Origin of the sequence: Pseudomonas sp. PARCl1 (assembly GCF_947311875.1) — a bacterium.
In the GTDB taxonomy this organism is placed as follows: Bacteria; Pseudomonadota; Gammaproteobacteria; order Pseudomonadales; family Pseudomonadaceae; genus Aquipseudomonas; species Aquipseudomonas juntendi.
The window spans coordinates 26,220-45,034 of the sequence record NZ_CAMZMX010000044.1 but is presented as its reverse complement, the minus strand read 5'-3'; the positions used below and the strand labels follow the sequence as shown (position 1 = coordinate 45,034).

General features: G+C 55.6%; 17 protein-coding genes and 2 tRNA genes. 12 read left to right on the top strand and 7 right to left on the bottom strand.

Features of this window, described 5'->3' with window-relative positions:
• Nucleotides 1-754 precede the first annotated feature (754 nt).
• The 3 genes from sohB to QME24_RS20025 all read left to right on the top strand — a co-directional run bounded on the left by sohB (nucleotide 755) and on the right by QME24_RS20025 (nucleotide 2,911).
• Nucleotides 755-1,780: a protease SohB gene (gene sohB / locus QME24_RS20035; RefSeq protein ID WP_009682123.1), complete on the top strand. Its 1,026-nt coding sequence runs from the start codon at nucleotides 755-757 to the stop codon at nucleotides 1,778-1,780.
• A 153-nt stretch (nucleotides 1,781-1,933) separates the two neighbouring features.
• Nucleotides 1,934-2,007 (top strand) — tRNA-Cys (locus QME24_RS20030).
• A 403-nt stretch (nucleotides 2,008-2,410) separates the two neighbouring features.
• A complete protein-coding gene (locus tag QME24_RS20025) occupies nucleotides 2,411-2,911 on the top strand; it encodes a GNAT family N-acetyltransferase (protein WP_054906291.1) in 501 nt (166 codons plus the stop codon).
• A gap of 36 nt (nucleotides 2,912-2,947) precedes the next feature.
• Here the strand turns inward: QME24_RS20025 and QME24_RS20020 are convergent, their stop codons facing one another.
• The gene (locus QME24_RS20020) at nucleotides 2,948-3,667 is read right to left on the bottom strand and encodes an SOS response-associated peptidase family protein (RefSeq protein ID WP_009682125.1); all 720 of its coding nucleotides are present in this window, start codon (nucleotides 3,665-3,667) and stop codon (nucleotides 2,948-2,950) included.
• Between the two features lie 102 nt (nucleotides 3,668-3,769).
• Between QME24_RS20020 and QME24_RS20015 the strand changes: the two genes are divergently transcribed.
• Complete coding sequence (locus QME24_RS20015; protein WP_009682126.1) at nucleotides 3,770-4,198, top strand: S24 family peptidase; 429 nt, start codon at nucleotides 3,770-3,772, stop codon at nucleotides 4,196-4,198.
• Nucleotides 4,188-5,462: a Y-family DNA polymerase gene (locus tag QME24_RS20010; protein ID WP_280091408.1), complete on the top strand. Its 1,275-nt coding sequence runs from the start codon at nucleotides 4,188-4,190 to the stop codon at nucleotides 5,460-5,462. Before QME24_RS20015 ends, QME24_RS20010 begins: the two co-directional genes overlap by 11 nt.
• 60 nt (nucleotides 5,463-5,522) lie before the next feature.
• On the opposite strand, the gene QME24_RS20005 is transcribed toward QME24_RS20010, so the two are convergent.
• The 3 genes from QME24_RS20005 to adhP all read right to left on the bottom strand — a co-directional run bounded on the left by QME24_RS20005 (nucleotide 5,523) and on the right by adhP (nucleotide 7,730).
• A complete protein-coding gene (locus QME24_RS20005; RefSeq protein WP_009681233.1) occupies nucleotides 5,523-5,864 on the bottom strand; it encodes a hypothetical protein in 342 nt (113 codons plus the stop codon).
• A 107-nt stretch (nucleotides 5,865-5,971) separates the two neighbouring features.
• Complete coding sequence (locus QME24_RS20000) at nucleotides 5,972-6,208, bottom strand: hypothetical protein (protein ID WP_033690011.1); 237 nt, start codon at nucleotides 6,206-6,208, stop codon at nucleotides 5,972-5,974.
• A gap of 511 nt (nucleotides 6,209-6,719) precedes the next feature.
• On the bottom strand, nucleotides 6,720-7,730 hold the full coding sequence (adhP, locus tag QME24_RS19995) for an alcohol dehydrogenase AdhP (protein ID WP_280091409.1): 1,011 nt from the start codon (nucleotides 7,728-7,730) through the stop codon (nucleotides 6,720-6,722).
• A 401-nt stretch (nucleotides 7,731-8,131) separates the two neighbouring features.
• Between adhP and QME24_RS19990 the strand changes: the two genes are divergently transcribed.
• The gene (locus tag QME24_RS19990) at nucleotides 8,132-8,335 is read left to right on the top strand and encodes a hypothetical protein (protein ID WP_054905743.1); all 204 of its coding nucleotides are present in this window, start codon (nucleotides 8,132-8,134) and stop codon (nucleotides 8,333-8,335) included.
• Nucleotide 8,336: 1 nt separating this feature from the next.
• Here the strand turns inward: QME24_RS19990 and QME24_RS19985 are convergent, their stop codons facing one another.
• Both QME24_RS19985 and QME24_RS19980 read right to left on the bottom strand, forming a co-directional pair.
• Nucleotides 8,337-8,750: a DoxX family protein gene (locus QME24_RS19985; RefSeq protein WP_054905744.1), complete on the bottom strand. Its 414-nt coding sequence runs from the start codon at nucleotides 8,748-8,750 to the stop codon at nucleotides 8,337-8,339.
• Nucleotides 8,751-9,239: 489 nt separating this feature from the next.
• Nucleotides 9,240-9,324 (bottom strand) — tRNA-Leu (locus QME24_RS19980).
• A gap of 152 nt (nucleotides 9,325-9,476) precedes the next feature.
• On the opposite strand from QME24_RS19980, the gene QME24_RS19975 reads away from it, so the two are divergent.
• From QME24_RS19975 to QME24_RS19960, 4 genes are all read left to right on the top strand, one after another.
• Nucleotides 9,477-10,571 (top strand): recombinase, encoded by a 1,095-nt coding sequence (locus QME24_RS19975; protein ID WP_232892468.1) that lies wholly within the window; start codon nucleotides 9,477-9,479, stop codon nucleotides 10,569-10,571.
• A gap of 526 nt (nucleotides 10,572-11,097) precedes the next feature.
• On the top strand, nucleotides 11,098-11,823 hold the full coding sequence (locus QME24_RS19970) for a LuxR C-terminal-related transcriptional regulator (protein WP_054881500.1): 726 nt from the start codon (nucleotides 11,098-11,100) through the stop codon (nucleotides 11,821-11,823).
• Nucleotides 11,824-11,920: 97 nt separating this feature from the next.
• The gene (iaaH, locus tag QME24_RS19965; protein WP_235767803.1) at nucleotides 11,921-13,432 is read left to right on the top strand and encodes an indoleacetamide hydrolase; all 1,512 of its coding nucleotides are present in this window, start codon (nucleotides 11,921-11,923) and stop codon (nucleotides 13,430-13,432) included.
• A gap of 40 nt (nucleotides 13,433-13,472) precedes the next feature.
• On the top strand, nucleotides 13,473-14,774 hold the full coding sequence (locus QME24_RS19960) for a carbohydrate porin (protein ID WP_054905745.1): 1,302 nt from the start codon (nucleotides 13,473-13,475) through the stop codon (nucleotides 14,772-14,774).
• A gap of 47 nt (nucleotides 14,775-14,821) precedes the next feature.
• Here the strand turns inward: QME24_RS19960 and QME24_RS19955 are convergent, their stop codons facing one another.
• Nucleotides 14,822-15,730, bottom strand: a complete 909-nt coding sequence (locus tag QME24_RS19955) for a LysR family transcriptional regulator (protein ID WP_009681223.1) — start codon at nucleotides 15,728-15,730, stop codon at nucleotides 14,822-14,824.
• A 111-nt stretch (nucleotides 15,731-15,841) separates the two neighbouring features.
• Here QME24_RS19955 and mdlC point away from each other — a divergent pair, with 111 nt between their 5' ends.
• On the top strand, nucleotides 15,842-17,431 hold the full coding sequence (gene mdlC / locus QME24_RS19950; RefSeq protein ID WP_033690010.1) for a benzoylformate decarboxylase: 1,590 nt from the start codon (nucleotides 15,842-15,844) through the stop codon (nucleotides 17,429-17,431).
• A 41-nt stretch (nucleotides 17,432-17,472) separates the two neighbouring features.
• Nucleotides 17,473-18,807 carry an aromatic acid/H+ symport family MFS transporter gene (locus tag QME24_RS19945; RefSeq protein WP_192440306.1) on the top strand — a complete coding sequence of 445 codons (1,335 nt, stop codon included), beginning with the start codon at nucleotides 17,473-17,475 and terminating at the stop codon, nucleotides 18,805-18,807.
• The last annotated feature ends 8 nt before the right edge of the window (nucleotides 18,808-18,815 follow it).

Here is an 18,815-nt window from a genome sequence, read left to right as displayed (position 1 = left end):
TGTGTCGATACAGGCTGCTGTGGTTCACCTGCTCGAACGAGAGAAGGACAACTATCGAATCGCAATGAGGGACATCAAGGCCGCTGCAAGGCGTCTCAAGGCCCGCTGAGGTCGTTGATTGATACTTCCTCAAACGAAGCGTGACGGGCTATGCTCAATAGCTAAGTTGCCCACAAAAAGGTCCCGCGATGAGTGTCACACTGTGCTACACCTACAAGGGCAAACGGGTAGTCACTAAGGTGCCTGTCGAGTCTCTGACACCACATGCGGCGCTATGCTATGCCTTGCTTCAATCAGGCGCTTCTAATGACCAATCTCAAGGGAGGTGGCCGCATACCTATGAGCGCCTCCTTGAGGTAGCCCTGCAACACGAACTCACAGACGTTCGCTTTCACAAGTCACTCTAACCCTTCAAGGAGAACCCCATGGACCACCTACAGGCCCTCTACTGGGTCTGTCTGGCCGTTCAACTGGGGTTCTGGTTGTGGTCGCATAGGCCCCCTTGAGAATCCGACAGAAAAATCTGAAAGGTCACCTATTCAATCATTCCCGCGCAGGTTCCCCCGTAGGCCCTCGCATGGGTGCCCGTAGGCGCGATAGGGACCCCTCACGGGCAGGTGATAAGGACCCAGAAGAAAGCCCGAAAGGTGCGCCGCTGAGCCTGCCTCAAGTGCTTCGGAATGTCACAAGACCGTACCAAAGTGTCACAAGCCATGGTAGCGTAGCCCTTTAATTCCGGGCATTGAGGACTACTGTGGAGTTTCTTGCCGAATACGCAAGCTTTCTCGCCAAAACCGCCACCCTGGTCATCGCCATTCTGGTGGTGTTATCGGCCATCGCCGGGCTGCGTGGCAAAGGGCGGCGCAAATCGGGTGGGCAGTTGCAGGTCACCCGTCTGAACGAGTTCTACAAGGACCTGCGCGAGCGCTTGGAATCCGGCTTGCTCGACAAGGCCCAGCTAAAGGCGCTGCGCAAGCAGCAGGCCAAGGCGGAGAAACAACAGAAGAAGGGTAAAGGCAAGGCCGACGAGCAGGGCCGGGTGTTCGTCCTGGACTTCGATGGCGACATCAAGGCCTCGGCCACTGAAAGCCTGCGCAATGAAATCACTGCCCTGCTGACCCTCGCTACCGCACGCGATGAAGTGGTACTGCGCCTGGAAAGCGGCGGTGGTCTGGTGCACAGCTACGGCCTGGCCGCCTCCCAGCTGGCGCGCATTCGCCAGGCAGGCATCCCGCTGACCGTGTGCATCGACAAGGTGGCTGCCAGCGGTGGTTACATGATGGCCTGTATCGGCGACAAGATTGTCAGTGCGCCATTCGCCGTACTGGGTTCGATCGGCGTGGTGGCGCAACTGCCCAACGTCAATCGCTTGCTGAAGAAACACGACATCGATTTCGAGGTGCTGACCGCCGGCGAATACAAGCGCACCTTGACCGTATTCGGCGAAAACACCGAGAAAGGCCGGGAGAAGTTCCAGGAAGACCTCGACATCACCCACCAGTTGTTCAAGGACTTCGTTGCCCGCTATCGCCCGCAATTGCACATCGACGAAGTGGCTACCGGTGAAGTGTGGCTAGGCGTGGCGGCCCTGAACCGCCAGTTGGTGGATACCCTGCAGACCAGCGACGAGTACCTGAGCGAACGTGCCCGCAACGCCAACCTGTTCCACCTGCACTATGCCGAGCGTAAAAGCCTGCAGGAGCGAATCGGCGTGGCAGCCAGTGGCGCGGTGGAGAACACCTTGGTGGGTTTGTGGAGTAAACTCGGCCGCCTGCGCTAACACCTTGAACCCGTTGAAATTTTTTTTCGTCGAGGGGGTTGCAAGGTTAAAAGAATGAAGACATAATGGCGCCCATCGAAACGCAGCGAACTTTGAAAAAGGTTCAGTGTTTCAAGGGGATAGCAAAGCGCAAGCTGCTATGTCCGACTTTGAGGCCGAGTAGCAAAGTGGTTATGCTCCGGATTGCAAATCCGTCTACGCCGGTTCGATTCCGACCTCGGCCTCCACCATTCGAAGCCCCGCAGATTAACGTCTGCGGGGTTTTTATTTGCGCGTCAAAAAATGCCAAAAGTGCCTTAACTAATGGCACCTACCGCTAATGCCTGTCAGTTAAGCGTTACTGGGGCTGCTTTGCAGCCTTTCGCGGGCACGCCCGCTCCCACACGTTTCAAGCGCTGAACTCAAGAAATGCGCGATCCCCTGTGGGAGCGGGCGTGCCCGCGAAGGGCCGCAAAGCGGCCCCAGTAACGCTTAACTGACAGGCATTAGCCCTACGCCTGATTGCGTACTGCTGAGCCCCGGCCATGACGCTGTCTTGCGCCCCTTACGAGGCGCACGTGCGGGCTGGCCGAAATCAAGCTGTTGCTGGCATGCTTGTCTGCGCACGAAAGGGAGCAAAGGGTGCCCGTAATGAATCGTTCTTGCACTACCTACTACTTGGAAATGACTTCGGCTTCAGACCTGCAGGCAAAGCCCCAGCGGCATGACCTACAGATTATCGAGTGCGAAGTGCCTCAGGCGCTATTCAACAAATTCCTCTACCAGCTCGTAGGCGCGTCCTGGGAATGGGGCGATCTTGATACCTGGCATGACGCCGATTGGCAGGCACTCGTTGAGCAGGATTGCCATCGAACGTGGGTTGCCTACCACCGAGGTGCAATTGCCGGCTACTACGAGCTTTATCGCCCCGATGGCCGTAACAGTGAGATCCGATATTTCGGGCTGGCGCCGCAGTTCATTGGGTGCGGGTTCGGCGGGGCGCTGTTGAGCCACGCCGCCCTATCTGCATGGGAGTGGCCTGGCACAGAGCGGGTATGGGTGCACACGTGCACACTTGACCATCCTGCTGCCCTTCAAAATTATCAGGCACGGGGATTTCGCATTTACAAGCAGGTGGAGGAAGCAGGCTAATGAGCGCCTGCGAAGCGGGAAGCCCGGCTACCCGCTTCAAAACCCCAGGTCCCCCTGACGGTCCCGATCATTGGCAGGCTCTATCAACTCCGCCCCCTCGTTGCGAACATTGCCCACTGCTTTTCCAACCGGAAACCAGCGGAAATCCTGTGCGGGGCGGCAGCCTTTTTCGATGATCGTCGCCGCACGTTGCGCCGATGTGGCGGGGTCCAGCCATTCCCTTGCCAGTTGCGGCGTCAGCACCAGAGGCTTTCGGTCGTGGATGTCGATAAGCCCCTGGTCTGCGGCTGCAGTGATGATCACGAAGCCATCGCGCTCATCCGGTGCCACGCCGTGGTGCACCTCTGCCAGCGCCGCAAAGAAAAGCGGGCCGCCGTCGGCACTGGTGATGTAGCAGGGCTGCTTGCGCTTTGGGTCCGCTGGATCCGCGAGCCACTCAAACCAACCATTGGCAGGCGCCAGGGCTCTGCCGTTCGGCCAAAGCGCCTTGAAGAACTTACCTGTCACTGCCGTCTCGGCTCGAGCATTGATCGGATCCGGGCGCTTGCCTTTGGCCCAGGCAGGCGACCAACCCCACTTGACCCGATCCACGTACAAACCGTCACCACGCTGGCGAACGAGTTCCACGCGCGTGGACGGCGCAACGTTGTAGCGGTTGATCGGCTCGTGGTCGTAGCCATTGATCACCACCAGGTCCAGCGCGAGCTGGCGCAGGTAGTGATCCATCGACTCGTAGATCGAGTAGCGCCCGCACATAATCCACCTCTCGTCCGTCAGAATTTTCGCCGTGCGTGATTGACCGCATGCCCAATGCCGGATTTACTGTATATGCATACAGTTTGCATTGGACTTTCCGTCATGACCATCACCTATCTCGGTCCGCCGACTGGCGGCACCGAATCCTTCCCGCAGTACTCGTTCCACGTTCCGGCCGGTTTCCCTTCGCCTGCCGCAGACCACCTGGAAGGCCATATTTCCCTGGATGAGCTGTTCGACATCCGCGCACCCCATGTGTATCTGGTGAAAGTTGAAGGCGACAGCATGCAAGGCGCTGGCATCTACTCAGGTGATCTGGTCATCGTAGACCGTGGCCGTGAGGCGGAGCACGGCGACATCGTCATTGCCGCGGTCAACTGCGAGCCGGTGTGCAAGCGCCTGCACCGCCGCGACGGGGTGGTGATCCTCAAGTCTGAAAACCCCGCTTACCCGGCGCGGTACATCATGGAAGGGGATGACTTCGTGGTATGGGGCGTTGTGCGTTACAGCGTTCGTGACCATGCGCAGTGACCCGGTTTTCGCGCTCATCGACTGCAATGCGTTCTACGCGAGCTGCGAGCGTGTGTTCAGGCCCGACCTGGCCAAGACCCCGATCGTGGTGCTGAGCAACAATGACGGCTGCGTGATTGCCAGGTCATACGACGCAAAACCCTTCGTGAAGATGGGCGAACCGTATTTCCAGGCCAAGGACAAATTACGCCGCCACGGCATCAAGGCTTTCAGTAGCAATTACGCGCTGTATGGCGACATGAGCGAGCGCGTCATGTCGCTGATCGAGTCGATGGTGCCTGCCGCCGAGGTCTACAGTATCGACGAGTGCTTCGCTGACCTGTCCGGAATTCAGGGCGACCTGACCCTGTTTGGGCGAAATGTGCGTTCAAGAGTCTTTCAATGCACGGGCATCCCGGTTGGCGTTGGCATCGCCGGTACGAAGACGCTCGCCAAGCTGGCCAACCATACGGCCAAGCGCATACAGGCCCAGACGGGCGGGGTTGTGGACATTACCGATGCGTTCAAGCGCGACTGGGTGCTCCGCAATACCAAGGTGAAGGAGGTGTGGGGTGTTGGCCGGCGCATGGCCGCGCACTTCGAGGCAATGGGCGTCCATACGGCGATGGACCTGGCCAGGGCCGATGCCTGGACGCTGCGACGCAAGTTCAGCGTGGTCGTGGAGAAAACGGCCCGGGAGCTGGCCGGTACGCCCTGCCTTGAGCTGGATGAGGTCGAGCCGCCGAAGCAGGAAATATGCTGCAGCCGCATGTTCGGCAGGCGGCTTGCTGACCTGGCGCCGATCAAGCAGGCAGTGGCCACCTACGTTGGCCGTGCGGCGGAAAAATTGCGTGCCCAGGGTTCGCTGTGCAAGCGCATGCGCGTCAGCATCCGCACCGGCATGTTCAACCCGCAGGAGCCACACCACGCCCAGGGAGCATTGGTGGAGCTGCCCTATCCGACCTGCGACACACTGCTCATGACCGGGCTGGCTACGGCAGCGGTCGAGCAAATCTTCCGCCCCGGGTTTCGCTACAGCAAGGCCGAGGTGCTGTTGATGGACCTTCGACAACCGGGCGAATTTTCAGAAGATCTTTTTGCCCTGAAGCAGTCGGTGGCGTGCGACCGATTGATGGCGGTCATGGACGACATCAATGGGCGCTGGGGGAGGGGTACAGTGCGCACTGCCAGTGTGCCCGCGGTGCCGGATTGGGGCATGAAGAGGGAGATGATGAGCCAATCCTACACGACGCGAATTGACCAGTTGTGGAAGGTAAAATGCTGAGTCGCGCCTCGGCTTGAGTTCTCCGCAGGCTAAAAGCCTGCGGAGGGTACGTCGGTTAGCTCAAAACCCTGTTTGACCGTTGTTGTACAGGATGGTGTAAGAGTCATCGGTTCTTGGCTCTATCATGATGGGCATGCCGAACAGCTCGCCTCGGCATTGGCATTCACTGATCTTGCAGCGAGGCACATCACCTCGCCTGAACACCCTCCATAAGGCCTCATCGTGTATCAGGATGCGCTTGACCAAGTTCCCTGGCGCCTCGCTGACCTGCGCAACGTAGTGGTCAAGGTCACAACCGAAATACGGTATGGTAACTTCTTGTACAAAGCCGATATTCACACCATGCTTCTCGAGATCCTGCCTGATACGCTCGATCACCTCTTCTGCTTCACTTTTTATCATGATGGGTATCTCACGTTGCGTGTGTTCATCAAGAACTTTAGCTCACGCGGCGGTGATGCCCTGGTCACTCTGTCGGATTTTTGTGCGCAGCAGCGAGTAACGCAGCGCTAGCCTTCCGGCAGGCTCGTTCCACAGATGAATTCCTTCGACCCCAGCCGGTGTGACCCATGCTCGACCACATAGCCCGCGCCGCGCCGCCGCGCCTCTGCCTGTGCTGTTTGCTGGTCGGCATAGACATCGACAAAATGCCAGGGGTAGCGGTCTCTTAGTACACCCCATCCAAGCACCCAGCCTGGACGGCTGGGGTCTTGGGGAAGAATTCTGGCCAGGCTGCGAATGGTCATTGCTGTCTCCTGCAAGTACAAGCCGTACAGACCATTCAAAACCCTCACGTCGAACAGTGCGAGATTTTTCTTTGAACCTGGTATGCCGGTGATCGGTCAGCATCACCGAAGGGAGTGGTCTGTATCAGGGTATTTCCCAGCGTACTGTTGAAATGTTTCTCAGCTATGGTTGAACGTAAGCGATGTTCACCAACGACGGAGTCAGGAATGGATTATTCCAGCATGGTTGAATCGTTGGACAAGATTCTCAAAGAAGCGGCTGCCGATTGCCCGCATGAGGGTGGGCCGGCCGGCCAAGTGTTTGTCGGTGCTGGCAATCATCAATGTATTCGTAGCCATGCGTGCGCAACGTCGCCACTCGTGGACGGGGTGACCCCTTTGCTACAGGGCATGAACGCGCGGTCGAACTTGAGCGTTGCCCCAATGGGCAGAAACTGACCGGTGGAAGCGAAGCCCGCAACGGATTGTCTGCGGGCTGTGCAGTGGTAATGTTCGGCGCGTAGTCAGCAGGTCAACCTTCGAACTGGATCACCATGCGGCCTTTGATCTTGCCTTCCAGCATCTCGTCGAAGATCTGGTTGATGTCTTCGATCAGCCGGAGTGTCACCTTGGGCACGACTTTGCCTTCTGCGGCAAAGTGGAAGGCCTCCTGCAAGTCCTGGCGGGTGCCCACCAGCGAGCCGACTACTTCGATGCCGTCCAGTACCAGGCGGGGGATGTTCAGGTTCATGGCTTCGGAGGGCAGGCCGACCGCAACCAGGCGGCCACCGGCACGCAGGGCGTCTACCGCCGAGTCGAATGCGGCTTTGGCTACTGCCGTAACCACGGCTGCATGGGCACCACCGGTCTTGGCTTGAATGACTTTCGCTGCATCCTCGGTGCGGGGGTTGACCACCATGTCGGCGCCCATCTCGCTGGCGAAGCGCAGTTGCTCGTCGTTGACGTCGATGGCAATCACTTTGGCGTTGAACACATTCTTCGCATATTGCAGGGCCAGATTGCCCAAGCCACCGAGGCCATAGATGGCGATCCACTGGCCGGGGCGAATGTTGGAGCTTTTCACGGCCTTGTAGGTGGTGACGCCGGCGCAGGTGACGCTGCTGGCCGCAGCAGAGTCGAGGCCATCAGGCACCTTGACCGAGTAGTCGGCCTTGACGATGCAGGCCTCGGCCATGCCGCCGTCGACGGTGTAGCCGGAATTCTTCACTTCGCGGCACAGTGTTTCGTTGCCACTGGTGCAGTATTCGCAGTGCCCACAGCCCTGGTAAAACCAGGCAACGCTGGCGCGGTCGCCGGGCTTGAGCGAAGTGACACCGGGGCCTACTTCCTGAACCACTCCAATGCCTTCGTGACCCAGCACGACACCGGTCTTGTCACCGAAGTCGCCATTTTTGACATGCAGGTCGGTATGGCATACCCCGCAGCATTGCATCTTCAGCAGCGCTTCGCCGTGTTCCAGTGGGCGCAGGGTTTTCTCGACAACGTCCACGCGACGGCCTGGCGCAACAACAGCAGCTTTCATAGGAGCCTCCGTGTCTATCCGAATGAGCTTGAGTGATGGCCGGATCAGCATAGACCTTGCGCGCGAGGGGAAAACTGCTCCAGATCATGAGGGTGAGCAGCCACAGGCTGTCGAACAAAGAAAAGCCCGCGGCAAATGTGCGGCGGGCTGCAAGAACGTACGGAGCGGGGTCAGTGTGCGCAAGCAGATGTCGGTATTTCGTGAAGCGCAGGTGATCAGCCTGTCATTTGGGGCGGAGTCATTGGCGGGGCGAAAAAAAGCCCGCCATGAAGGCGGGCAAGCAACGTTTGAAGGGAGAGCCTGCAGATTGGGCCGGTGGCATTAACGGTGCATTAATAGCCCCCATTGACCCGGCACCTCGATCGGCCTATACAGGCCTGCCAAACACTTCAGGAGCCAGCATGCGCGACCAAGACGACCTTCACGAGCCGGAGCACGATCATCTTCTCGATCACGAATTCCTCTATGGCGACGACGTGGAACACGAGGCGGACGCCCAGGGCGCCGAGGATGAGCTGGAGGAAGACGAAACGCCGGGTGACTTCGATGACCTTGATGAAGAGCGGCTCGAGCACCCGGCGTGGTTCGATGACTGCGACGAGTGACTCAGCGCCCGTCTACGGAGAAGCGCCCAGGGCCGCTCACGGCCAATAGCATCAGGCCACCCATAATGGCCATGTTCTTCAGGAACTGGGTCATGTTGGCGCTGCGTTCGGGGTCGACCATGTTCCAGAAAGGGTGGCCGATCAGCGCGGTGCCCAGCACGAACAGCGCGAACAGTGCTGCCAGTGGCCGGGTATAGAAGCCAACGATCAGCAGGATGGCGACCACGAACTCCATCAGTACCGCAATTGCGGCCGCCAGCATCGGGGCGGGTGCACCCAGGGAGGTCATGTAGGCGACGGTCCCGTCGAAACCGGTCAGTTTGGCCCAGCCTGACAAGACGAACAGGATCATCAACAGCACGCGGGCAAGCAGGATGATGATGTCGCGTTGACCATCGAATAGGGAGTAGCGCATGGCGGCGTTCCAGTGGACAAATGTATGCTCCACTTTAGCAGCTGCGCAAAACATTGCTGCCAGACGCTAAAAAGGCGCCATGCAGGCGCCTTTTCAGGGGAATTTGGTGCGAGTAGCGGGACTCGAACCCGCAAGGCTCACGCCGACAGATTTTAAGTCATTCTGCCCCTCATTCCGCTTACGAGAGCTGTTGAAAGCTTACGAGAGCTGAACTCGGCTTACTTGAGCTTAAAAGCTTTGAGAATCAAAGCCTTGAAGTGAATATTGCACCGCTGCCGAGGGCTTGTGAGAGCTGAGCAGGGCTGTTGGGTGCTGAGTTGAGCTGCCGGCGCAGCTACCAAGCCCGCTACCAAGCTATCGAGTCGAATGAATTGATCGTTTTTTAGACAGCTTTAAGGCATGTGAAGGCTCACATACCTTAGGCACAAGAGATAGATCAGCAGGAATGTGGTGCTGATGGCCGGGTCTTGCGAAGGAGGGGGTGTTTAGTGGTGCCCCGAGCCGGACTCGAACCGGCACACCTTTCGGCGGCGCATTTTAAGTGCGATGTGTCTACCAATTTCACCATCGGGGCGCGATGTGAGCTGGCGATTAGACACGAAAATCTTGCGGAAATCAACGGTTTAGAGCCAGGAAGGAGTGTGGGCGTGGCATTGAAGATCAATTTCACTAAAGATGCGCTTAGAGACCTGGTTTGCCCTGAGGGTAAGTCTGAGATTTATGTGTATGACACTCATACAAAAGGCTTGGCTTTACGCGTCACTAAAGCCGGTGGAAAAACCTTTAAAGATCAGCGGCGCAATTGGCGATTATACGAAAACCTACGATAACTACATCAGACCTGTGTACGGTGATCTAGCGTTGATCGCTGTGACGAATGACATTGTGCTTGAACTGCATGCTAAAAAAACTGCGCCAGTGATGAGGGCTAGTGGGAAAATGAGTCAGCCGCGCAACCGTTCGGCTAATAAAGCGGTTTCGTTATTGGGCTCGGTTTTCTCTTATGCCATCGTTTTTTATAAGGATGAGGCAGGGGCGCGTATTTATACTTACAATCCGGTGGATATCATGACTGCGCTTGGCAATTGGCATGACAACAAGCGCGACAAGATTCGGGTAAATCCAAACGAGCTTGGAGCTGTTATCTCAAGTGCAATCGAAATTGGTGATGCTCAGCCACGGCGCGAAGTCCCAACCTCATTTAAAACTGCATCAGCAGCTGTTCTCTTTATGCTTTTTTCGGGTGTTCGTCCTGGCGAAATTGAGAAGATCAGAAAAGGCTATGTTTGTCATGAAACCAGATATATTGTATTACCTCCTCGTGACAAAGCTGATGAGTCTGATTCGCTAAAAGACTCCGAGGAATTCCACTTGGTACTCAATGACTCTGCGTATTGTCAATTGCTATATGCGATGAGGCAAACTAGCGGTGATTACGTATTTGCTGGTGTCGATCAACCCAAAATTAGTGAGTCGAATGTCAGGGACTTTTTGACTAAAGTTTCTAAAAGTCTTATCGATAGGAAGCATCTCCCACGGAAAATTCTTCGAGACATTTTCATTTCTATTGCTGAGCGTGCTGAGGTTGGAGCGTTTTATATTAAAGTCCTCTGCAATCATGACGGGGAGTGGCAGTCCGTGGACGTTACCGATGGCTATAAAACTGCATATCTCTCAGAGATTCGGCGAGCTGCAATTAGGGTCGAAGATGAGATTTATTCCAACGCCCAGGTTGATAAAGGATACGTTTGTCGTGGCTTTCTGCACACCTTGAGACCTCTCGACACTCAAATACTTGACGCAAAGTCAGTATCGCTCTAGCACCGATTCGACTACCTGTAAGCGAAATCGCAATAGTTGCTTGCGACGTCGCAGTATTGTCTTGTGGTTTCGCACTTGATTACTGTGATTTCGCTTTGTGTTCCTGCGGTTTTGCACTCTGGTACTGCGATTTCGCATTCACACCTTGCGAGGGCTTGGTTATATATTCAACTTTCTCGAATTAATTGTTGAGACACTAGAAGTGACCGGTCGTTTCGTTGTGCGAAGCAATGTTGTGCAGCAGCATGGAGTTGCCGCCAGCAAGCTGAACTTCCCATTCATGGAGGGGCTGCATCTGGACGTATCCTTGGGTGTGGGGTGCTGCCTATAAGTGGCCGCAATCTGAGGCACAAGCGGCCCAGCAGCAGCCTCACTCCAGAATCCGCTTTACCTGCCAGCCGCAATGCAGACCGAGCAGGATGCACGAGTGGGCTTGAATGGCCCAAAAATTCTCGGAAAGGGTCAGCCGCACACAGTCGAGGTACGCTTTTTGCTAAGGAAATGCGTTTCTTGTAGGAGGTCGATCATGAAAAATAATCAAGTGGACATGACCACTGACGAGCTCGACCTCTTCACACAGGTCATCTGGAGGCTCAAAGCCTCTGGTGGTGACCAGGAGGATGTGAGGCGTCAAATCCTGGTGGATGTTACCAAGCTTCTCAAATCCGACTTCGGGGCTTCATACGTTTGCGACGATAGGCGTGCAGTTTCCACGCGTTGTGTATCGCTGAACATCGATTCCCGCAAGCTCATCGAATACGACAGCCACAGGCATGTGAATGACATCGTCACCTGGAAAATGCGGTCATTGAGGACAGCGACCTGTGTAGATGATGTGATCGACCGGAAATCGCTCGAGGCCAGTGAGCATTACGTTGATTTTCTGAAGCCATGCGGTATGCACCACGGGATCAACGTCTTCTTCTTTGATCAAGGGCGCGACATCGGAGACCTGAGGATATGGCGTAGCGCCGACCAGCCATCATTCAACTATCGCGATGTGGCCATGCTGAACGCCCTAACGCCCTATTTCGAACAGTCGTTGTCGTGCGTCTCTCCGCCCCCTGGCGTGGGCCTTACCAGGCGGGAGGTATCGGTGATCGAACACGTCGCAGCAGGTTGCAGCGACAAGGAGATCGCACGTTTGATGGGTATTGGATTTACCACAGTCAGAACGCACCTCAAGAATGCGATGCACAAAACTGGTGCAAGCAATCGTACCGAACTGGCGGTACGGGGCCGGCCCCACTGAACACATCCTCAATTATGAGGATTTTTGAGTAGTTCTCCGTATGGGTAAATGAGGCACCGGTGCCGGAGGGGTATCGGCCAAACCTCGGAAACCTAACGTGAATAAAAAAACAGCACTGCTGGCTTTGGCCATCACATCCGGAATTTCAAACAGCTACGCTGCGGAAGCTCTGAGCCCTCTCTACACCCTCAGCGCTGAGCAGACCGCTCAGGCAATCTGCAGCAAGCAGGTCACCAGCCAGGAAGTAGTCAAATACTGGTTACAGCGGATTCATGCACGCCCCCAGCTCAACGCGTTCATCGCTGTAGATCACCGACGTGCCTTGGCGGAAGCTAAAAAGGTCGATGCTCGGCTTTCAAGCGGTAGGGAATGCAGGCCACTCGATGGCGTCCCGATTGCCATCAAAGACAACATTCAAGTTGTAGGTTTCGCAAATACTGCTGGCACTCCAGCCTTGCGCCATTTCATGCCTAAGGCGAACGCCCCTATCATCGACAAGCTCGAGGCCGCTGGGGCAATCATCCTCGGCAAAACCAACATGCATGAGTTGGCGTTTGGCGTGACGGGGTACAACCTGGGTTATCACACCAAAGATGTGATCGGCATTCGTAACGCTTTCGACCAATCTCGGATCTCAGGTGGCTCGTCATCTGGCAGCGCAGTTGCTCTTGGAGCGAGAATGGTGCCTATAGCACTGGGTACTGACACAGGTGGGTCAACTCGAGAACCTTGTGCGTTGAATGGCTGCTTAGGTTTCCGCCCCACGGTTGGTCGCTACAGCGGTCAGGGTATCACCCCCATTTCCCCTACCCGTGATACAGCAGGGCCCATGGCGAATACAGTCGGGGATGTGGTGTTACTCGACTCAATTCTAAGCGGGAAAAACCCATTGCCCGCAAAACCAGCAAATGGAATCCGCCTCGGACTACCGGATTTCTTTTGGGCAGATCTGGATAGCGACGTAGGGAAAGCTGCAAGTCAAGCACTTGAAAAACTCCAGGCAGCAGGCGTGCAGGTCGTTCCAGTTCAGATGCCTAAGCTCAAAGAGCTTGCTGCGGCAGTAGCCACTCCCGTAGCGATTGTTGAGGCCAAGAAAGCACTCTCAGCATATCTGAAGGAGCAAAATACTGGTGTCTCGTTCGACCAGTTGGCTTCACAGGTAGCAAGCCCTGACGTCAAGGCCATTTTCAACGACATGGTTGTTCCGGTACTCGTTCCTGGTGCTGATGGAAAGATGGTCGCGGGTCAGCCTATCTATGACCAAGCCATCAAAGAAGGCCTTCCTAGACTGGAAGAACTCTATAAGCGCACTTTCGCAGAGAACAAAATTGACGCACTTCTGTTCCCTGCTGTTCCTGAGGTGGCAATCAAAACTGGCCCAGAAGCCGGAACCCCTGAAAACTTCCTACGCATCATCCGGAACTCCGATCCGAGCAGTAATGTAAAAATGCCCGGCTTGAGCATTCCAATTGGCCTAGGTGAAAAATCCAAGCTTCCCGTAGGAATGGAGATTGACTCCCTACCTGGCCAAGATGACGAGCTTCTCGCCATTAGCCGAACCCTTGAGTCGATTTGGGGCCCTGGCCCGATTCCAAGCATCGCTCACTGAAAAGCAAGTCAATAGCTATTTTTGAGTTCTGGGTAGACGTATGAATAAGTATAAAAGCTTTGCGGGCACCCCTGTGCGTGAATTAAGTTTTAAAGCGGTATTGACCATCACCGCAATCACTGGAGTCTTATTATCCAGCATTGCGTTGGGAGATGACAGCGCATTCAAACCGCATTATGTCGTCACGAACCAATCTCTTAAAAATCTGGACACGGGGCCACGCCCCCACAGCTTTGCGAATGCGGGGGCGATCTTTGCAGGAGCCGATTTAGACCTCGGCAAGCTACTTGATAACAACCTGGGTACTTTTCACTTCGAGTACACTTTCTTCCCTTGGATGAGGAATGAGGGCGTACCTACTGCCGATAAATGGCAAGGTGCAGTGGGCAGTGCTCTGGCCGGTTCGGTGATGCACAATGACATCGATGCAGGCTATTTGTCGCTCTTTGCGTACAGCCAGAATTTCCTGGATGATCGTTTGCAAATTACAGCGGGTCGGACTAACGCCAAGCGTTACTTCTATGTGTCCAACTGTGGGACTATCGTAGCATGCAACGACCCACTGATTGAGTACACAACCGGCATTCTGCCTTACCCATATGGCAGCTGGGGTGGCTATGCCAAATACACTGTGAATGACAATATGTATGTTCACGGTGGTGTATTCGAATCCAACCCCGAAGACTATCTTAAAAAAACTAAGGGGGTTCACTGGGATCCGGGCAATGCCAGCGGAGCAACCAGCCTCGCCGGGGTGGGCCTTGAGCAGACAATTGCCCAGAACCCCTATCCATACCGCTATGAGCTTAATGCCTTCCACAACAGCGCTGAGCAGATAGATATTTCTGATGGCTCGAAACATCGAGGCAGCAGCGGGGCCATCTTCCGGTTCAGTCAGACCGTGGCTCGTGATGACCTCTCAGATCCCAAGTCGCTTGGCCAGGCCTGGCAGGTGTTCGGGGCATGGTCATACAATGCTGACAACTCGCAGCCGTTCGAGCATTTCCTAGAGGCTGGTGTTACCCGAGTGGGGCCATTCGGTCGACCTCAGGATTCTGTAAGCCTCAAGGCTAGCTACCTGCGCCTGTCCGACAAGCAAGTTGATTTCCAGAATCAGCAGCGCTTCGCTGCAACTGGCCGAGATCAGCATATGTCAAAGGGAGAGTCTCGGGTCGAGCTGAACATGCATTGGCAGGCAACCAAGTACCTGTCATTTGAGCCGAGCGTTCAGTACATCTTCAATCCGAGCAACTTTTACAACCCAAGTGCTGAGGTGAGCGGAAATGGCACGGTGCTCGGCCTTCAAGTCGTCTACGACCTGGGCTCGCAGATTGGACTGTAGATAAATCGATGGTTGCCTACCACTAAAGGTGGGCAACCTCCGTTGAATCACTCGTTTTCGCCAATTGCTGCCTGGACTTGGTTGATAAACCAAGTAAGCGCAGTAGATTGCTCACTGCGTGAGTGCCAATGCAACGTCACTTCAAAGCATGGAACCTCAAACGGCAACTCCATTGTTTTCAACTTGGAAGGCAGCGGCATCTCGCAGAAGCTCTTGGCAATCCTGCTTGGCAGAATGACAAGAAGCTCAGTACCTGGAATTACTTTCGGCAGGACTGAGAAGTGGGGAAGCTTCAGTTTAATTCTTCGCTTGATACCAAGCCGCTGCAGGACATCCTCTGCCATCCCGTGTCCTGAGGTTCTGGTGACTAACACATGGGGTTCGATCTTGAACTGCTCCATGGATAGGTCAGATCCAATACGAGGGTGAGCACCATCAAGCAGGCAGACGTAACGTTCAGAAAGTAACGTTTTTGATGAGATACCAGCTGCGGTAAGAGTCCGGCTGCAGATTGCGGCGTCAACATGACCCTCACTCAGCCAAGTGCCAACAGACTCAATTTCTAGAGGAACAATTTCCAGCTCTATGTTTGGAGCCGTCACATTGAAGTTATGCATCAAGCCCGGCAGAAAGGCCATTTCTCCCAGGTCAGACAGTGCAAGTTTGAATCGTCTGGTGGAGTGGCTTGGCTCAAAGCGCTTCGCATCTGCGACCACGGTATCAATGCACCTCGAGGCTTCCTTAAAGCCTGGGTACAGCTGAGCAGCCAGCCTGGTGGGTTGCATCCCCTGGCTACTTCGCACGAAAAGAGCATCGTCAAACTGCTCCCGAAGCTTAGCCAGCGAGTAGCTGACGGACGGCTGAGTGACGCAAAGGCGCTCAGCTGAAACGGTCACGCTGCCGGTTTCATATAGCGTAATGAAGGCCGTGATGAGGTTGAAATCGAACTGGGGCATAACAGGCACCAAAATAAAGGCTGTCTATATAGTACACACAAAACATTGATTTGCTCGATTCTTAAGCGCTTTTTACGATAGTCCTGTCACGTACCAACGGGAATTCTCTAAGTGAAAACAATACATTCCGCCTCCTACGCCCTGCTTCGCCGTCATGGCATGACCACCATGTTCGGCAACCCTGGCTCCAACGAATTGCCCTTCCTGAAAGACTTCCCGGAGGACTTCCAGTACATCCTCGGCTTGCACGAGGGCGCAGTGGTGGGTATGGCGGATGGCTATGCGCTGGCGAGCGGCAAGCCTGCTTTCGTAAACCTCCACGCTGCCGCAGGCACCGGAAACGGCATGGGAGCGCTCACCAACTCCGTGTACTCCCACAGCCCTTTGGTGATCACTGCAGGCCAACAGGTTCGTTCGATGATCGGCGTCGAAGCGATGCTGGCAAACGTGGATGCGCCACAACTTCCCAAGCCCCTTGTGAAGTGGAGCTACGAGCCCGCCAATGCCCAGGACGTACCACGTGCGCTGAGCCAGGCCATCCACATCGCCAACACAGAGCCCAAGGCTCCCGTTTACCTTTCGATTCCCTACGATGATTGGGAGCAGGACTCTCCTGCAGGTGTTGAGCATCTGGTAGATCGCGAAGTGCAAGTTGCCGGCCTGCCAGATACCCGGCAATTGGCGGTGCTCGCTCAGCGGCTCGACGCAGCCAAGAACCCGGTTTTGGTTCTGGGCCCGGATGTCGATGCCACGCGTGCGAACCACGCTGCAGTAATGCTGGCGGATAAGCTTCGCCTGCCTGTCTGGGTGGCTCCATCCGCTTCACGTTGCCCGTTCCCGACCCGCCACCCTAGCTTCCGTGGCGTACTGCCAGCTGCTATCGCTGGGATTAGCAAAACGCTTGATGGTCATGACCTGATTTTGGTCGTAGGTGCTCCAGTATTCCGCTACCACCAGTTCGCTCCAGGTGATTACCTGCCGGCAGGTGCCCGCCTGATTCAGATCACCTCCGACCCCCAAGAAGCCGCGCGCGCGCCAATGGGCGATTCTCTAATCGGTAACATCCGGGCCACCCTAAGCGCTGTGGCTGAAGCCGTTCGGCAGCGTGACATCGCTTATCCAGCACAGCGTGAAATCGCCCCTGCCGCCGCAGACGAACCCAATCGCTTGCACCCCGATTCGCTGTTCGAGGTTCTCGACGCAGTTGCCCCGTCAGACGCCATCTACGTGAAGGAATCTACTTCGACGACCACTGCTTTCTGGCAGCGCATGAACCTTCAAAACCCTGGCAGCTATTACTTCCCGGCAGCTGGTGGTTTGGGCTTCGGCTTGCCTGCCGCAGTAGGTGTCCAGTTGGCAGAGCCAAATCGCCGCGTAGTAGCACTGATTGGTGATGGTTCCGCTAATTACGGGATCACCGCTCTTTGGACTGCTGCCCAATACAAAATCCCAGTAGTTTTCGTGATTTTGAAAAATGGAACCTACGGTGCCCTCAGATGGTTTGCCGGCGTATTGGAAGTAGATAACGCACCAGGCCTCGACGTTCCTGGCTTGGACTTCTGTGCGATTGCCAAAGGCTATGGCGTTAAAGCGGTTAATGCGGATACCCGAGAGAAGTTTGAAGCAGCATTGCGTGCAGCCCTGGACTCCACGGAACCAACTGTCATTGAGGTTCCAACTGTAACTATCCAGCCTCACTAAGAAATCTGTCATACATTATAACAACAAGAGAAGTGCTTACTATGTCTAATCAAAGTGCGCTATCAGCTGCCGCGAACGCCCCACTCGGGCGTTTGCACTACGGGCTCCTTTTTTGGTGTTCGTTTATCATGCTGTTCGATGGGTACGATCTGGTCATCTACGGATCTGTTGTACCCCGTCTCATGGAAGAGTGGGCAATTTCACCAATTCACGCCGGTTGGATGGGCAGCGCCGCGCTGTTCGGGATGATGTTCGGCGCTGTGCTTATCGGCCCCCTGGCCGACCGGTTAGGTCGACGAAAAATCATCTTGGGCTCGATGAGCCTAGCAAGCTGCTGTGCTCTGGCTACAGCTGTTACCTGGGACGCACCAAGCTTCGCAGTCCTGCGATTTGTCACTGGCGTGGGGCTGGGAGCCGCGATTCCCAATATCGTGGCTTTGATGAACGATTTGGCCCCTGCGGCTCGTCGCAGCAGTCTCACCACCATCATGTTGAGCTTCTATTCCGTAGGAGCTATGGCATCCGCGATGATAGCGATCTGGATCATCCCTAGATTTGGATGGGAAGCAACGTTTCTGGTAGGGGGCCTGCCCCTGCTCGCGATGCCTTGGATGTACCGCCAACTGCCTGAGTCCTTGGCATTCTTGCTGAGCAAAGATAAGGCCAAGGCTGCAGAGCTGCTGCAACGCCTTAATCCGCACGTAGACATCGCCAACGTTCACGTTGAGTCCGTAGAGAAATCCTCGACAAGCACCCCTCTGTCTCGTCTTTTCAGCGAAGGCCGAGCGGTTGGTACGGTATTCCTCTGGCTCGGCTTCGGGATGTGCATGCTGATGGTTTATGGCTTAAACACCTGGTTGCCCAAGATCATGATCGCTGCAGGTTATCCCCTTGGATCGAGCCTGATGTTCCTGGTGATTCTGAACCTCGGTGCGACTATCGGCGCCCTAGGTGGAGGTTGGCTCGCTGACAAGTGGGGGTGCAAAGCTACCCTGATCCTTTTCTTCGCCTTGGCGGTGGTTTCCCTCAGCATCCTAGGCATCAAGCCCGGCCCGTTTGTGTTGAACGTCATGCTGTTGATTGCGGGAGCCACCACCATCGGTACTTTGGCTGTCATCCATGCTTTTGCAGCCCAGCAGTACCCAAGCACGATCCGTGGCACGGGCGTCAGCTGGTGCTCAGCAATCGGTCGGTTCGGTGGTGTGGCAGGCCCGGCCTTGGGCGGCTTGATGCTCAGTCTGAACCTGCCAACTCAGCTCAATTTCCTACTGTGTGCAGCACCAGGAGTGATCGCGATTTTCGCTATCGTCCTCATCAAGAATGCAGCGAAAGAGCGTTCAGACATCCGTACCTGCGCCATCGACGCGCATTCCTGAATTCGAGA

Bases quoted from the DNA above. Each gene is read 5' to 3' on its own strand.
- QME24_RS20020 (WP_009682125.1), bottom strand. From the start codon at position 3,667: ATGTGCGGGCGCTACTCGATCTACGAGTCGATGGATCACTACCTGCGC.
- QME24_RS19975 (WP_232892468.1), top strand. From the start codon at position 9,477: ATGACACTCATACAAAAGGCTTGGCTTTACGCGTCACTAAAGCCGGTG.
- QME24_RS20025 (WP_054906291.1), top strand. From the start codon at position 2,411: ATGAATCGTTCTTGCACTACCTACTACTTGGAAATGACTTCGGCTTCA.
- QME24_RS19990 (WP_054905743.1), top strand. From the start codon at position 8,132: ATGCGCGACCAAGACGACCTTCACGAGCCGGAGCACGATCATCTTCTC.
- QME24_RS19960 (WP_054905745.1), top strand. From the start codon at position 13,473: ATGAATAAGTATAAAAGCTTTGCGGGCACCCCTGTGCGTGAATTAAGT.
- QME24_RS19955 (WP_009681223.1), bottom strand. From the start codon at position 15,730: ATGCCCCAGTTCGATTTCAACCTCATCACGGCCTTCATTACGCTATAT.
- QME24_RS20010 (WP_280091408.1), top strand. From the start codon at position 4,188: ATGCGCAGTGACCCGGTTTTCGCGCTCATCGACTGCAATGCGTTCTAC.
- QME24_RS19985 (WP_054905744.1), bottom strand. From the start codon at position 8,750: ATGCGCTACTCCCTATTCGATGGTCAACGCGACATCATCATCCTGCTT.
- QME24_RS19945 (WP_192440306.1), top strand. From the start codon at position 17,473: ATGTCTAATCAAAGTGCGCTATCAGCTGCCGCGAACGCCCCACTCGGG.
- QME24_RS20005 (WP_009681233.1), bottom strand. From the start codon at position 5,864: ATGATAAAAAGTGAAGCAGAAGAGGTGATCGAGCGTATCAGGCAGGAT.
- adhP (WP_280091409.1), bottom strand. From the start codon at position 7,730: ATGAAAGCTGCTGTTGTTGCGCCAGGCCGTCGCGTGGACGTTGTCGAG.
- QME24_RS20000 (WP_033690011.1), bottom strand. From the start codon at position 6,208: ATGACCATTCGCAGCCTGGCCAGAATTCTTCCCCAAGACCCCAGCCGT.
- QME24_RS19970 (WP_054881500.1), top strand. From the start codon at position 11,098: ATGAAAAATAATCAAGTGGACATGACCACTGACGAGCTCGACCTCTTC.
- QME24_RS20015 (WP_009682126.1), top strand. From the start codon at position 3,770: ATGACCATCACCTATCTCGGTCCGCCGACTGGCGGCACCGAATCCTTC.